The sequence below is a fragment of the Variovorax sp. LjRoot290 genome, from assembly GCF_964253985.1.
GTDB lineage: Bacteria > Pseudomonadota > Gammaproteobacteria > Burkholderiales > Burkholderiaceae_C > Variovorax.
Window position 1 is genome coordinate 3,201,573 of sequence record NZ_CAXURW020000001.1, and the last position, 13,879, is coordinate 3,215,451.

General features: G+C 64.4%; 12 protein-coding genes. 7 read left to right on the forward strand and 5 right to left on the reverse strand.

What is annotated here, in order from left to right; all coding sequences use genetic code 11:
- Positions 1 to 12 precede the first annotated feature (12 nt).
- Genes ACSQ9A_RS15930 through ACSQ9A_RS15960 form a run of 7 tightly spaced genes read left to right on the forward strand, consistent with a single transcriptional unit; the run spans position 13 to position 9,525 of the window.
- Positions 13 to 795, forward strand: a complete 783-nt coding sequence (locus ACSQ9A_RS15930; protein WP_436306305.1) for an SDR family oxidoreductase — start codon at positions 13 to 15, stop codon at positions 793 to 795.
- A 14-nt stretch (positions 796 to 809) separates the two neighbouring features.
- Positions 810 to 1,907 carry an enolase C-terminal domain-like protein gene (locus tag ACSQ9A_RS15935; RefSeq protein ID WP_436304312.1) on the forward strand — a complete coding sequence of 366 codons (1,098 nt, stop codon included), beginning with the start codon at positions 810 to 812 and terminating at the stop codon, positions 1,905 to 1,907.
- A 41-nt stretch (positions 1,908 to 1,948) separates the two neighbouring features.
- On the forward strand, positions 1,949 to 2,926 hold the full coding sequence (locus tag ACSQ9A_RS15940; RefSeq protein ID WP_436304313.1) for a tripartite tricarboxylate transporter substrate binding protein: 978 nt from the start codon (positions 1,949 to 1,951) through the stop codon (positions 2,924 to 2,926).
- A 35-nt stretch (positions 2,927 to 2,961) separates the two neighbouring features.
- Positions 2,962 to 3,936: a Bug family tripartite tricarboxylate transporter substrate binding protein gene (locus tag ACSQ9A_RS15945; RefSeq protein WP_436304314.1), complete on the forward strand. Its 975-nt coding sequence runs from the start codon at positions 2,962 to 2,964 to the stop codon at positions 3,934 to 3,936.
- A gap of 16 nt (positions 3,937 to 3,952) precedes the next feature.
- A complete protein-coding gene (locus ACSQ9A_RS15950; RefSeq protein WP_436304315.1) occupies positions 3,953 to 4,897 on the forward strand; it encodes a 2-dehydropantoate 2-reductase in 945 nt (314 codons plus the stop codon).
- A complete protein-coding gene (locus ACSQ9A_RS15955; RefSeq protein WP_436304316.1) occupies positions 4,894 to 8,433 on the forward strand; it encodes an indolepyruvate ferredoxin oxidoreductase family protein in 3,540 nt (1,179 codons plus the stop codon). The genes ACSQ9A_RS15950 and ACSQ9A_RS15955 overlap by 4 nt, the downstream gene beginning before the upstream one ends.
- 21 nt (positions 8,434 to 8,454) lie before the next feature.
- A complete protein-coding gene (locus tag ACSQ9A_RS15960) occupies positions 8,455 to 9,525 on the forward strand; it encodes an enolase C-terminal domain-like protein (RefSeq protein ID WP_436304317.1) in 1,071 nt (356 codons plus the stop codon).
- A 186-nt stretch (positions 9,526 to 9,711) separates the two neighbouring features.
- On the opposite strand, the gene ACSQ9A_RS15965 is transcribed toward ACSQ9A_RS15960, so the two are convergent.
- From ACSQ9A_RS15965 to ACSQ9A_RS15985, 5 genes are all read right to left on the reverse strand, one after another.
- On the reverse strand, positions 9,712 to 9,993 hold the full coding sequence (locus ACSQ9A_RS15965) for a putative quinol monooxygenase (RefSeq protein WP_436304318.1): 282 nt from the start codon (positions 9,991 to 9,993) through the stop codon (positions 9,712 to 9,714).
- Between the two features lie 211 nt (positions 9,994 to 10,204).
- Positions 10,205 to 10,861 carry a flavin reductase family protein gene (locus ACSQ9A_RS15970; protein WP_436304319.1) on the reverse strand — a complete coding sequence of 219 codons (657 nt, stop codon included), beginning with the start codon at positions 10,859 to 10,861 and terminating at the stop codon, positions 10,205 to 10,207.
- A 32-nt stretch (positions 10,862 to 10,893) separates the two neighbouring features.
- Positions 10,894 to 11,940 carry a Bug family tripartite tricarboxylate transporter substrate binding protein gene (locus ACSQ9A_RS15975; RefSeq protein ID WP_436304320.1) on the reverse strand — a complete coding sequence of 349 codons (1,047 nt, stop codon included), beginning with the start codon at positions 11,938 to 11,940 and terminating at the stop codon, positions 10,894 to 10,896.
- Positions 11,941 to 12,080: 140 nt separating this feature from the next.
- Positions 12,081 to 13,208 carry a CoxG family protein gene (locus ACSQ9A_RS15980; protein ID WP_436304321.1) on the reverse strand — a complete coding sequence of 376 codons (1,128 nt, stop codon included), beginning with the start codon at positions 13,206 to 13,208 and terminating at the stop codon, positions 12,081 to 12,083.
- 43 nt (positions 13,209 to 13,251) lie between these two features.
- Positions 13,252 to 13,866, reverse strand: a complete 615-nt coding sequence (locus ACSQ9A_RS15985) for a DUF302 domain-containing protein (RefSeq protein WP_436304322.1) — start codon at positions 13,864 to 13,866, stop codon at positions 13,252 to 13,254.
- Positions 13,867 to 13,879: the final 13 nt, after the last annotated feature.

Genomic DNA, 13,879 nt, shown 5'->3' on the forward strand with positions numbered 1-13,879 from the left:
AAGGAGCGAGCAATGGATTTGGGGATCAAAGGAAAGCGCGCCATTGTCTGCGGCGCAAGCAAGGGGCTCGGCAAAGGCTGCGCCCTGGCGCTCGCGAGCGAAGGCGTGGAACTGCTGATCACCGCGCGCGGCGTGGACGCGCTGGAGAGCACGGCGCACGAAATCCGCAGCAGCACCGGCGCGACGGTAAAGACCGTGGCCGCCGACATCGCAACGCCCGAGGGCCGCCGAGCTGTGCTTGCGGCGATGCCGGCGCCCGACATTCTGGTCAACAATGCGGGCGGCCCCCCACCGGGCGACTTCAGGGAATGGGACCGCGACGCGTGGATCGCCGCCCTGGACGCCAACATGCTGGCACCGATCGAACTGATCCGCGCCACAGTGGACGGCATGATCGGCCGCAAGTTCGGGCGCATCGTCAACATCACCTCGAGCGCCGTCAAGTCACCCATTGATTTTCTCGGACTCAGCAATGGTGCGCGCCTGGGGCTGACCGGCTTCGTCGCCGGGCTGTCACGGCAGATCGTGAAGCACAACGTGACGATCAACGGCCTGCTGCCTGGCTTCCACGCGACCGACCGCATCCTCATGGGCTTCGCCGTGCTGGGCAAGCGCAGCGGCAAGACCGCGGACGAAGCACGCGACGCCATGCTGCAGCAGGTACCGGCCGGGCGCTTTGGAACGATCGAGGAATTCGGCCAGGCCTGCGCTTTTCTGTGCGGTGCCAATGCAGGATTCATGACCGGGCAGAACCTGCTGCTCGACGGCGGCGCCTTCACGGGCACCCTGGGCTGAACGCGGTGGTTGCCATGCATCCTCCCCTGACCATCGAGTCTGTCAACGTGCGCGCCGTGCTGGTGCCACTCAAGCGCACTCCGGTGCTCAAGAGCATGTCCCCGCCGGCCTGGACCATCATCCTGATCGACCTGCACATGCAGGGAGGCGTGGTGGGACGCAGCTACCTGCAGCCCTACCTGCCCAACAGCGTGCGATACATCGCGCCCCTCATCCACGACCTGGTTGAACGCTTCAAGGGCAAGCCAGCCAATCCGGTCGACCTGTTCCGCCAAGCTCGCCAAAGCCTGTGGCCAATCGGGCTGGAAGGCGTCACGCTGGCGGCGATCGCCGGCCTCGACATGGCGTTGTGGGACGCGCTGTCCAAGGCGGCGCAGTTGCCGCTGGCCCGCTACCTGGGCGGCAGCGTGGGTCCGGTCAAGGCATACAACAGCAACGGCCTGTGGCTGATCGATCCTTCGGAGGTGGCGCGCGAGACGGAGGAGCTCATCGCGCAAGGGGACTTCACCGCCCTGAAGATTCGGCTGGGACGCGACAGCCTGGCGCAGGATCTTGCGTCCATCGCGGCCGCCCGGCGCGCTGGCGGCGCATCGCTGCAACTCATGGCCGATTTCAGCCAGGCCCACACCATGGACGAAGCCATTGCGCGCTGCCGTGCGCTGGACGGCGAAGGGCTCTACTGGATGGAGGAGCCGATCGCATGCGACAACCTCTCGGGATTGGCGCAGTTGCGCCGCCGGCTATCGACGCCGATCCAGGTCGGCGAGAACTTCTGGGGTCCGCGCGACCTGCAGATCGCACTCGAACTGGACGCCACGGACTTCGTTATGCCCGACCTGATGCGGATCGGCGGCGTCACCGGCTGGATGCGCGCCGCCGGAATCGCGGCAGCCAAGGGGGTGCCAGTGTCCACCCACCTATACCCCGAGTTCTCGGCACACCTGATGCGGGTGACGGAAACCGCGCACTGGCTGGAGTGGTGCGATTGGGCCGATCTGATCCTGGCAGAGCCCTTCGAGGTCCGCAACGGCCAAGTCCACATCCCCGACCGACCCGGCAGCGGGATCGAATGGAACGAGAGCGCGATAGCCAAGTACGCCCACCGCTTCTGAAAGGTGATGGCGGGTGCCCAACAAGAACGGAGACAATCTTCATGCACAGCATCAAACGATCGATCTTGCTGGGGGCGTTCATCGCCGCCGCAGCCATCAGCTCGAATTCATGGGCGCAGGCTTATCCGACCAAACCGGTAACGATCCGGGTGGCCTTTCCTGCGGGCGGGACTGCCGACGTCTTCATCCGACAGATCCTGCCCAGGATGCAGGCCGAGTTGGGCCAGCCATTGATGGTCGAGAACCTGTCCGGCGCCGGCGGAGCGATCGGTGCAGTCAATGTCCTCAAGGCACCGGCTGACGGCTATGTCGTGGCGGGGCACACCAACGACGTTATCCTGACCCCGCTGGCAATGGCATCGGCCCAGTACAGACCCAACCAGTTCCGGATGGCGGCGGCACTGGGATTGAGCGACATGCTGCTGGTGGCGCGGCCTTCGATGACGGCCCATACCCTGGCCGAACTGGTGGACTACAGCAAGACGTTGCCAAACGGCCTGTCGCTGGCCCATCAGGGCCCGGGGTCGAGCTCGCAGCTCGCAGGCGACGACATGAAAGCGGCCAGCGGCCTCAAGGCGGCAGGCATACCGTACAAGGGAATGGCGCCGCTCGTCCAGGATTTGCTCGGTGGCCATGTGGACATCGGGTTCATCCCCCTGGGCATGGCCACCGTGGCGATGGTTCAGCAAAAGAAGCTGATCGCTATCGGCATTGCCGCGGCCAAGCGCAACCCCGTGCTGCCCGATGTGCCCACGCTATCCGAAGCCCACCCCGAGCGGCCAGTCCTCCACCGGCAATGGATCGGCCTGCTGGTGCCGCGAGCCACGCCGGATGCCATCGTGCAACGCCTGAACAAGGCGGTGACCGAGGCTGTGCTGAGCCCCGAATTTCAGAAGTTCGCCAGCGAAGGCGGGGTCATCACCTTGGCGATGTCCGCCAAGGAATCCGACGATTTCTACAACGCCGAGATTCTGAAATATGGCGATCTCGCGCGGCAGACCAATCTGCAGCCGCAGTAGCGCGCCACGTTCGGCCCATCAAAAAAAGCAATGCGATGAAAAAAATCCTGTTGGCCGCGGCGGTCGCCGCTTCGTTTTTTCTTCCCGCCGCGAACGCACAAAACGCGAGCGGCAAGCCCCTCACTATTCGAGTAGCCTGGCCTGCCGGTGGCGCAGTGGACGTGACTTTCCGGCAGATACAGCCGGCCTTGCAGGATGGCTTGGGGCAGACCGTCGTCGTCGAAAACCTGCCGGGCCTGGGCGGCGCGCTGGGCGCGATGAACGTGGCTTCGGCGGCGCCCGACAACGCTGTGGTCCTAGGCACGAGCGGACCCGACCTGATCCTGGCACCGTTGAGCATCGCTACGGCGAAATACTCGCCGGAGTCGTTCAAGCTGGTCGCGCCCCTGGGCACGACGGACTTCATTTTGCTGAGCGCGTCCAAGCATTCGTTCAAGAACGTCGATGAACTCGTGGCCTACGTGCGCAAGCCCGGCAACCAGGAACTCTCCATCGGCAACATCGGTTACGGCTCCTCATCCCACATTGCGGCTGCCGACTTCGAGGCGCGTATCGGCGCAAAGCTGATGGCGGTGCCCTACAAAGGCACTGCCTCGATGGTGCCCGACCTGGTGGGCGGCCAGATTGACCTGGCGTTCCTTCCCCTCGCCGGTCCTGTGGTCGGATTGCTGAAGTCCGGCAAGGTGAAGGCGATCGGCATTGCGAGCGAACAGCGCAACCCCGACCTGCCCGACGTTCCCACCTTGAGCGAGGGCAGTTTCCTCAAGTCGTTCAGCCACTCAGTCTGGAGCGGCCTGTTTGTCCCAACGCGGGTTCCGGATGCCGAAGTGGCGCGCCTGAACCGTGCCAGCGCCGAGGCGCTGGGAAAGCCTGAATTCCTGCGCTTCGTGCGCGAAAACAGCTCGCGGGTCTTGGGGCCCCTGGACACGGTACAGGCGGCCAACTTCTTCAGGGACGAGGCCGCCAAGATGCGCGCCGTGGCCAAGTCGATCAACTTGCAAGCGCAGTAAACAGAGGGACATCTCCATGCAAATTCTGGTGTTGGGAGCCGGTGCGACCGGCGGCTATTACGGGGCCCGCCTGCAACAGGCCGGCGCGCAAGTGCGTTTCCTGGTGCGCGAGCGGCGTCGTGCTCAACTGCGCGAGCATGGGCTGGTCGCGCGCAGCGCCTTGAGCGACATGAGCCTGCCCGTTGCGACGCTCAGCCGCGGCGAACTGGCGGAGGCTGCGGCGCAGGCAGATGTCGTGCTCTTGACCTGCAAGGCTTTCGAACTCGACGAGGCAATGGACACGATCGCCCCCGCAGTGGCAGCGGGCGCGCTGGTGCTGCCGGTCATCAACGGCATGGAAGCCTACAAGCGGCTGGACCAGCGCTTCGGCCGCGAAAAGGTGCTCGGCGGCATTGCTTACATCGCCACCATGCTGATGCCCGACGGCGCGATCCAGCACTTTGGGCCTAACGACGTGTTTGTCCTCGGCGCGCGTGCTGCGTCGCAAGAGCCCGTTGCACAGCGCTTTCACGAATTGATCGCGCGCACGCCCGGCATGCGCAGGCTGTCTGCCGACATCGAGCAGGAGTTGTGGGAGAAGTGGGTGATGCTCGCGTCCGGGGCCACGGCGACCAGCCTGATGCGCGCGAGTGTCAGCGAGATACTGCGCGCCGCGGGCGGGGAGGCAGTGATCCGGCAGTCGATCGAGGAAGTGACGCGCGTCGCGACCCTGTCCGGCCACCCGCCGAGCCCGGCGTCGGTCGGCATGGTCGAGCGCGTCCTGCTGGACCCGGCCTCGCCCTGGGCTGCGTCGATGGCGCGCGACATGATGGCGGGCACACCCCGCCTGGAGTCACAGGCCATCCTGGGGGACCTGATTGCGCAAGCCAAGCTCGTGGGCACAGCGGTGCCCCTGCTGCAGACCGCTTACTGCAATCTGCAGGTCTACGAGGCCCAGCGCGCGGCAGCGTCCGCACGATGAGCCCTACGCCCGACATCATCGATCTCGCCCGAGCCCCGGTCGAAGCCGGCGCGCTGCGATCGCTCGCCAGCCTGGACGAGCGCTTCAATCTGGCGCAGGGCTCGGCATTCCTGACCGGCGCGCAGGCATTGATCGCCGTGCTGCTGCTGCAGCGCGAACGCGACCGCCGCGCTGGCATGTCCACCGGCGGCTATATCAGCGGCTATCGCGGTTCGCCGCTGGGCACCTTCGACCAGGCACTGTGGGCGGCGGCGCGGCGCCTGAAGGAGGCGGGCATTGTTTTCGATCCGGGCGTCAACGAGGACCTGGCCGCGACAGCGGTGTGGGGTACGCAGCAGCTGGACGCGCTGGGTCCCGCCAACGTCGATGGTGTGTTCGCCATGTGGTACGGCAAGGGGCCCGGCGTCGATCGCTCCGGAGACCCCTTCAAGCACGCCAATTACACCGGCACGCATCCGCGCGGCGGCGTGTTGGCCGTGTTCGGCGACGATCACCCCGGCAAGTCATCAACGGTCGCGCACCAAAGCGAGCAGGCGATGGCCGCCAACTCGATCCCGGTGCTGTATCCCTCCAACGTCGAGGACATCGTGCGGTTCGGTTTGCTGGGCTTTGCGCTGTCGCGCTACGCCGGCTGCTGGGCCAGCCTCAAGGTGGTCAACGAGACCATCGAGCAGACGGCCACGGTTGACATCGACCCGCAGGCGCAGCACATCGCCCTGCCCGACCCGGCCGATCTGTTGCCGCCCGAGGGCGTGCATTACCGTGGCGCATTTGCGCCGGCGCGCGACGAAACCATCCTAATGCATCACCGGTTGCCGCTGGTGCTGCGCTTTGCGCGCGCCAACCGCATCGACCAATGCACGATGGGCGACGAGAGCGCGCGGTTCGGGCTGGTTTCAGCCGGCAAGGCCTACCAGGACACGCGCCAGGCGCTGTCCTATCTGGGCATCGACGACGCGCGGGCTCGCACGCTGGGCTTGGCGCTGTACAAGGTCGGCATGGTGTGGCCGCTGGAGCCGCTCGGGCTCAAGGAATTTGCTGCCGGCAAGGCCGAACTGTTCTTCATCGAGGAAAAGGCCGCCTTCGTCGAGCGGCAGGCCGCCGCCGTGCTGTACAACGAGGCGGCGCGCCCGCGCATCGTCGGCAAAAACGACGAGCATGGTTCGCCGCTGGTCACCCTCGAGAAGCAACTCGAACCGCTGGACCTCGCGCTGGCGATCGCCGCGCGCCTTCGCACGGCGGGCCTGGCCGATGCAGCGCTGGAGGCGCGCATTGCGCTGCTGGCCCCTCGCCGCAGCGGCGTCATCTCACTGGCGACGCCCCAGGACAGCCGCCCTCCCTACTTTTGCTCGGGTTGCCCGCACAACACGTCCACCAACGTGCCCGAAGGCAGCTTCGCATTGGCGGGCATCGGCTGTCACAGCATGGCGATGTTCTACAAGGCGCGCACCCTGCTGTCCACGCAGATGGGCGGCGAAGGCATGAACTGGGGCGGACTGCACCATTTCACCAAGACACGCCATGTGTTCCAGAACCTCGGGGATGGCACCTACTACCACTCCGGCCTGCTGGCGCTGCGCGGCGCGGTCGCCAGCAAAGCCAACATCACCTACAAGATCCTCTACAACGACGCCGTGGCCATGACTGGCGGCCAGCCCGTGGATGGGCCTATTTCGGTCAGCCGGGTGGCCCGCCAGGTGCTGGGCGAGGGCGTGAAGCAGGTGGTGCTGGTGTCGGACAATCCGGATCTGCACCGGTCCGATGCCTCCATGCCCAAAGAGGTGACGATACGTCACCGCAACGATCTCGATGCGGTGCAGCGCGAACTGCGCGAAGTGGCGGGCTGCACCGTACTCATCTACGAACAGACCTGTGCCGCGGAGAAGCGCCGCCGGCGCAAGCGCAAGGTCATGGTCGATCCGCCCAAGCGGCTGTTCATCAATCAGGCCGTGTGCGAGGGCTGCGGGGACTGCTCGGCGCAATCCGGGTGCATCAGCATCGAACCCGTGGAAACCGCCCTGGGCCGCAAGCGCGCCATCAACCAGTCCTCGTGCAACAAGGACTATCGCTGCGCAGAGGGCTTTTGCCCGTCATTCGTCACGGTCAGCTCGGGCAGCCTGCGCCGGCCGGCGCAGGGCGACATACCCGAGGCGTTGCTGCAGAACATCCCCGTGCCGCCGGTGCGGCCCGTTGCCGATGGCTTTTCCGTCATGGTGGCCGGTATCGGTGGCACCGGCGTGATCACGGTCAGCGCGGTGCTGGCCATGGCGGCGCACCTGGAACACAAGGCCGCCTCGGTTTACGACATGACCGGCGTGGCTCAGAAGAACGGGACGGTCTTCAGCCACCTGCGCGTCGCGGCGGCGCCCTCGGGCATCGCCAGCCAGCGCATCGGGCTGCGCGAAGCCGACCTGATGCTGGCCTTCGACATGCTCGCCGGTCTGGCGGACGAGGCGTCACGCACGCTGGACATGGAACGCAGCCGTTTCCTCGGCAACGACCGCGTGCCGCCGAGCGCGGTTTTCACCAGGAACCCTGACCATCGCGTCGAGGTGTCCATGCTCCAGCGCAAGGTCGCGGGCGTGGTACGCCCCGAGCATGTGGACTATGTCGATGCGACCGGCCTCGCCACCGCGCTGTGTGGCGATGCGGTGGCGGCCAACACGTTCCTGCTGGGTGTGGCGGCGCAGAAGGGCTGGCTGCCGGTGGGCGTGGCGGCCATCGAGCGGGCGCTGGAGCTCAATGGCGTGCAGGTCGAGTCCAATCGTCGCGCGCTGCGCCTGGGCCGCCTCTGGGTCACGAACCGCGCCGCGGTCGAGGCGGCCTCGGCCGGTATTTCGCCGCCCGCGCCGAAGCTGCCGCAAGGGCTGCAGGAGGTGCTGGCGCACCGCACCGAACTGCTCACGCGCTACCAGACCGCCGACTACGCGCGGCGCTACCGCGCACTGGTCGAAAAAATCGCGCAAGCCGAGGCCGCGCTGGCGCCCGGCAGCCAGCGGCTGTCGCTGGCAGTCGCCGAAAACCTGGCCAAGCTGATGGCCTATAAGGACGAGTACGAGGTGGCGCGCCTGCACGCGGCGCCGGAGTTCCAGGCCGCGCTCGCCGCACAATTCGAGGGTCCGCAGCGCCTGCGCTTCAACCTGGCCCCGCCCCTGCTGTCGCGCCGCGACCCGCTGACCGGGCAATTGAAGAAAAGCGAATACGGCCCCTGGATCCTGCCTGCGATGCGCGTGCTGGCTCGACTTCGATTTGTGCGCGGCACGCCATTCGACCTGTTCGGCTACACCGCCGAGCGCCGTGCCGAACGCGAGCTGATCGCCAACTACGAGGTGCTGTTGCAGCGCCTGGAAAGCGAACTGCGCGCACACAACCTGGAGATCGCCATCCAGTTGGCCCAACTGCCGCAGCGCATCCGCGGCTATGGCCACGTGAAGGAGCGCAGCATGGCTGAAGCGGAGATCGCCCGGCAGGCGCTGCTGGCCGAATTCGAGGCCGCCTCTGCGCCACCGGCAACAACGGCGCGGGTGGCCGCCTGAACCAATTTTCGAGATCACCAAATGAAAATCACCTCGTTCCAGGTCCGCTGCGCCATCGTTCCCATGCCCGAGCCCCTGCGCACTGCCTCCGGCACGGTCGGGGTGTCGCCCCTCGTGCTCCTGACCATCAACACGGACGCCGGAGTACAAGGCCATAGCATCCTCTTCAGCTACGGGCTCGCCGCACAGAAGCCGTTGGCCGAGCTGATGCGCAATCTCGAATCGGTCGCCGTCGGCCAGCCCCTGGCGCCCGCCGATCTCTCGAGCAGGCTGCATGGGCACTTCCGGATGCTCGGCACCGAAGGCTTGGTCGGGATGGCCCTGGCCGGGATCGACATGGCGGTATGGGACGCTTTCGCTCGCGCACACGAGCTACCCCTGTCCGCCATGCTCGGATCATCGCCGCGACCGGTCCAGGCCTATGCGGGCGTCAGCTACGAGGGCGTGCTGGGCAGCGGCCAGTCCGCCGAGAAGTGGGCGCGCAAAGGCTTCAAGGCGGTCAAGGCGAAGATCGGTTATCCGACCGTCGCGGAAGACTTGGCCGTCGTGCGCGCCATGCGCTCGGCGATGGGCCCGGACGCAGCCATCATGGTCGACTACAACCAGTCGCTTAGTACCAGCGACGCGGCGAGGCGCCTGCGCGCCCTGGAGGGCGAAGGCCTCGCCTGGATTGAAGAGCCCATCGTTGCCCACGACTACGCTGGGCTCGTGCAGTTGGCAGCGGCCACCACCACACCGTTGCAATCTGGCGAGAACTGGTTGGGGGCTCTCGGTTTCCGCCATGCTTTCGACGCGGGTGTGCGCGGCCTGGCCATGCCCGACGCCATGCGATGCGGCGGGGTCACCGGTTGGCAACAAATTGCCGCACTGGGCCAGCTCTATGGCGTGGCGCTTTCCAACCATTTCTGGCCGGAAGTCAGCGCCCATCTACTTTGCGCTACGCCGACCGCGCATTGGCTCGAATACATGGATTGGTGGAACCCGATCCTGAAGGAACCGCTCGACGTGCGCGATGGGATGGCCTACACAAGCGAACGGCCGGGGTCGGGAATGGAGTTCAACGAAGAAGCCGTGCAACGATACCTGGTGTGAACGCAACGGTCGGGCATCGCTCTGCGTCTCGATCACGTGGCACCGGTGTTCGAGCTACCCGTGAAATCGATGGGCGCCTTGTTCGCCCTGGGTCTCAGCCATCGGCAGACCGAGTCCACGCGAACCGGCAGGGATGTGGGCGGTCTTGCCGCCCACATCGAATGCTTCCGAACGGCCCTTGTTGCCTCAGGAGGCCGGTGTCATCTTCAAGACTTCGGGTTTGCCATCGATGTACGGGCCCAGCTGCCGGCCCAGTGTGCGGTAGTGATCCGTCTTGAGATGGGCGGCCGCGGCATCCGCGTCCTTGTATCGTTCGAGAAAGGCAAAACGGTTTTCACCTTCCGAAAGCAACTCGTACCCGATAACTCCGGCTTCCTTGCAAGAGGCCTGGACCAACTGTCCTGCTGTCTGCAGAAATTGCTCGGAAGTTCCGGGCACGATTTTGAGTCTGGCTAGTACAACGATCATTTGCATTTCCTAAGTTCAGGTGGGTTAGCGCGAGCCATCCGGTCCTCCAGTGCATTCGCAAGCTGGGGCGCCCGGGTGGTGACGTCCTTCGAGGTGTATCGATGAATGTCGCCTTCGACCCGCCGCGACACGATCCGCGACGAAATCAAGAGCGGTTGCCTTTGCATCAAACCCGGCATGGGCATCGCCTTGGCAACGCGTGTTGTCGTGATCAACTGGTGCCATGACTGGACGGGCTGCTGGCGCCGGTAAGCCGGTTGATCTGAAAGACCGTTTCGGGGGTCACCTGGACGTAGTCATTCAACCCGCCGGAACGCATGATCGGATACGCGTGCGCTGTCTGGTAGACGCCATCCTTGAGGAGCAACTTGTCGATGAAGACAGCCACCACCTCGCCCAGGACCAGCCAGCCCCCCACCTTCTCGTCAGCGGTATTTCGAAGCTGAACGATGTCGACGACCTTGCACTCCATGGCGGCCCGGCTCTCTGCCACGCGCGGGACATTGACCATCCGACCCGGCACGGCCGTGAGGCCGGCCAGCGGGAATTCGTCCACACCGTGCGGATGCGGGGCTGAGGTCTGGTTCATCTTGTCGCCCAGCTCACGGGTCACCAGGTTCCAGACGAACTCGCGCGTTTCGGACGCGTTTTGCACGCTGTCTTTCCAGGCGATCGAGGAAAATCCGATGATGGGCGGATCGTAGTTGAATGCGTTGAAGAAACTATAGGGCGCGAGATTGACGCACCCCTGCGCGTCTCGTGACGAGATCCAACCGATCGGCCGCGGCGCGATAAGCGCATTGAGCGGGTTGTGGCTCAGGCCGTGGCCCTTGGATGGCTCGTAGTAATGAACGTCTTTAACGGCCATGGTGTTCGATCTCTCCGCGCCGCGCGCGCTATTTACTCGGGCTGAAGCTTGATCAGCCGCGCGATGTCCGTCAGGCGTTTGGTTTCAGCTTTGAAATACTCGTCAGCCTGCGCCGGCGTCATCGGATCGAAAGTACGGCCAGCTTGGTCGGCCGCGAACTTGGCGAACTCCGGCAACCTGGTGACCGCATTGATCGCCTGAGCCAGCTTGATCACTTCGGCGTTGCCCACTTTGCGATCGACAAAAACACCAGTCCAGATCTGGTGCTCGAATCCCTTGATCACCTTGCCCTCGTTGAGGGTCGGCACGTCCGGCAAGTCTGCGACGCGCTTCGCGGCCGATACCCCGATTGGGATGACCTTGCCGCTCTTGATCAGGCCCATCGTCGGACCCGCGAGGGGCAGGAAAGTCAGGTCCACTTGCCCGCCAATCAAATCGGGGATGATGGGCGCAACGCCCTTGTAAGGAACCTCGAGGAAGCGCACATTTCCGCGATTCTGGAAATCGGCGCCGGCGATGTGCGTCGTCGATCCACGTCCCCAGTGGGCGATCGAGAGTTCCTTGTTGCCCGGCTGCTGCGCATAGACCAACAGGTCGTCTACGCCTTTGAACGAGAAGCGCGGAGAGCTGACAAGCACGAAATCCGTGCTCAGCATTGGCGAGACCAGCCGCAGCTGACCCGGATCGTACTTCGCGGTGGCGAGGGCCAAGGGAGCCAGGATCAGGTCCGACGCCGTGTGTCCCACGACGTTGTACCCGTCGGCGGGCAGGCTGAGCACCTTCATCACGCCAATGGAACCACCTGCACCCGGCAGGTTATCGACGACAACCGTTTGGCCGAGTTGCGCCTGAAGCCCGGGCTGCAGCTGGCGGAACCCGGCATCCGCAGGCCCGCCGGCGGGGAACGGCACGCGGATGGTGACGAGCTTGCTCGGGTAGGTTTGAGCCGATGCACTCAATGCAGGCACAAGCAGTGCGAACGCGAAGGCCAGCTGGAAAAGAACTTTCTTCAAAAGCTTGTCTCCTGTTTTAAGGGTTTCAGCGTCAGATGGCGTCGGGAAGGTTTGGTTTCTTTGCATCGTCGTCTCCGGTTTTAATTACTCGTACCAAGCTCGTCTAGAAAGGTGTCACGCGAGATCGCTTCGCTTTCATGGTCAACTAAGCCCACATGGCAAAAGCGGCTGCGGTGGTGCTCGCGGCCAACAAAGCCCACCACCATTTACTTGACCGAGAACCCGGTCTTGCTCTGAACCGCGGACCGATTCGCCGGCGCAGATCGCAACTGGGCCTCGAAAGCCGAAAAGAAAAGCTTGACGAGGATCGCTGAGACGACCTCGATCAAGGTTGATCCGACCAAGCTCAGGGGGCCGCGGATTCGAGCCTCGAGCACATAGCGCACGCGTGTCTTCCTGCCCTCTTCGATCAGCGAGATGTTGGCCGCACCCTTGGTTCCGCCGGGTCCCTCGAATGCGAGCACATAGCTGCTTGGAATATCGAGGTCCCTCACTTGGAGCGTTCCTCTCATACGCGCCTTGACAGGTCCGATGCCCAGAGCCAGCACGGTCGTCAGGTTGTCCACCCGCACCTGATCCAATGATTCGCATCCAAAAATGCAAGACTTGAGCGAATCGGCATTGTTCAGCGCATTGAAAGTTGCAAACAGCGGTGCGGGGACCAGTCTTTCTCCACGCAGTTTCATCGGCGTGCCAGCAACGGTTGGGCGCGAGTTCGCCGACGCGGCGACCTTGCCGAGGACGGTGGGCTGATCCAAGGTCGCTTCGACCTTTGCAGGGTGCAAGCGAGCCTCGGTGGTCTTCGGCGTGGCGGCTCCGACCTGGCGCGATGTCGCCGAAGCGGGCGTCTTTCCGGGTGCGGCATGCGGAGGCACGCCCGTCGGTTCCACCGCTACCAGCCGCAACCGGTCTTCGAATGCTGAAAAGAAATCCTCGGTAATCTTGGACGCGGCGGCATCGACAAGGCGCGACCCGACCTGCGCCAAGCGGCCACCCACCTGGGCTCGGGCCGAGTAGCGCAGAAGCGTCTGAGCGCCCTCTTCCGTGAGCGACACCTCTGCCGATCCCTTGCCAAAGCCGGCAATGCCGCCCTGTCCTTCGAAGGACACCACATAACTGTGCGGCGGCAGCATGTTGCTCAATTTCAACGTGCCTTTGAAGCGGGCGCTGATGGGTCCGATACGCGCGACCAGCAAGGCCGCCAGCGTGTCGGGCTGCGTCCAATCCAGCGACTCGCAGCCGGCAATGCAGGACTTGAGAAACTCAGCGTCGTTCAGCGATTGCCAGGTCGCCAAGATCGATGCCGGTATCAGTCTTTCGCCAACAAGTTCCATGCGTTCAAGCCCGAGGGCTCCAAAAAGGTGAGTGAGTAAAACGCTACTTGCCGACGTCCATCAGCAGTTCCTTCAGCGCGACGTCCAGCCGAGCAGCCACGCTGTCGATAGAGGCATTGCCCAACAGTCCAAACATTGAAGAAGGCCTGTCGTACTCGAACACTGCGGTACCGTCGGCGCCCTCGTACAGAATCACACGGATCGGTGCGTAGAGACCTGCGGCCACGTTGTGCTTGTTCATCGAGACGGCGGTCAGGACATTGCCAATGCCGTATCCAACGGCCTTGCGGGGGCCTCCGTCCATGGCCAGCGCAGCGCCGTGATTCAGCGAGTACAGGATCGACAATCCGGCAGGCGCTGCCAGCCGCTCCAGTTCGGCCCGCGCACCGGCCATGTCTCCTTTTTGCAAGTATGGAATCAGCAGATCGACCTGGACAAAGCGGACCCGCGATTCAAGCGCAGTCTTCACTTCGTCAAACGACCTTTTTGAACTGATGCGGATGTGCTCCACCGTCAAAGGCCGCATGCTCACCCGATCCTCCTGGGTTGCGGCTGCCGCAGGACCTTGGGCCGTCAACAGCGCGGCAGCTCCCAGTCCAATCAGGGCGTTCCTCCCCCATGAAAGAAAATTGCTTCTGGTCATTGGTCTCGCAATCATCGTTGTCTCCTAG

What these genes read in the sequence shown, in the direction of transcription:
- ACSQ9A_RS15930 (WP_436306305.1), top strand. Translation starts at nt 13, where the DNA reads ATGGATTTGGGGATCAAAGGAAAGCGCGCCATTGTCTGCGGCGCAAGC.
- ACSQ9A_RS15955 (WP_436304316.1), top strand. Translation starts at nt 4,894, where the DNA reads ATGAGCCCTACGCCCGACATCATCGATCTCGCCCGAGCCCCGGTCGAA.
- ACSQ9A_RS15980 (WP_436304321.1), bottom strand. Translation starts at nt 13,208, where the DNA reads ATGGAACTTGTTGGCGAAAGACTGATACCGGCATCGATCTTGGCGACC.
- ACSQ9A_RS15935 (WP_436304312.1), top strand. Translation starts at nt 810, where the DNA reads ATGCATCCTCCCCTGACCATCGAGTCTGTCAACGTGCGCGCCGTGCTG.
- ACSQ9A_RS15970 (WP_436304319.1), bottom strand. Translation starts at nt 10,861, where the DNA reads ATGGCCGTTAAAGACGTTCATTACTACGAGCCATCCAAGGGCCACGGC.
- ACSQ9A_RS15985 (WP_436304322.1), bottom strand. Translation starts at nt 13,866, where the DNA reads ATGATTGCGAGACCAATGACCAGAAGCAATTTTCTTTCATGGGGGAGG.
- ACSQ9A_RS15960 (WP_436304317.1), top strand. Translation starts at nt 8,455, where the DNA reads ATGAAAATCACCTCGTTCCAGGTCCGCTGCGCCATCGTTCCCATGCCC.
- ACSQ9A_RS15940 (WP_436304313.1), top strand. Translation starts at nt 1,949, where the DNA reads ATGCACAGCATCAAACGATCGATCTTGCTGGGGGCGTTCATCGCCGCC.
- ACSQ9A_RS15965 (WP_436304318.1), bottom strand. Translation starts at nt 9,993, where the DNA reads ATGATCGTTGTACTAGCCAGACTCAAAATCGTGCCCGGAACTTCCGAG.
- ACSQ9A_RS15950 (WP_436304315.1), top strand. Translation starts at nt 3,953, where the DNA reads ATGCAAATTCTGGTGTTGGGAGCCGGTGCGACCGGCGGCTATTACGGG.
- ACSQ9A_RS15945 (WP_436304314.1), top strand. Translation starts at nt 2,962, where the DNA reads ATGAAAAAAATCCTGTTGGCCGCGGCGGTCGCCGCTTCGTTTTTTCTT.
- ACSQ9A_RS15975 (WP_436304320.1), bottom strand. Translation starts at nt 11,940, where the DNA reads ATGCAAAGAAACCAAACCTTCCCGACGCCATCTGACGCTGAAACCCTT.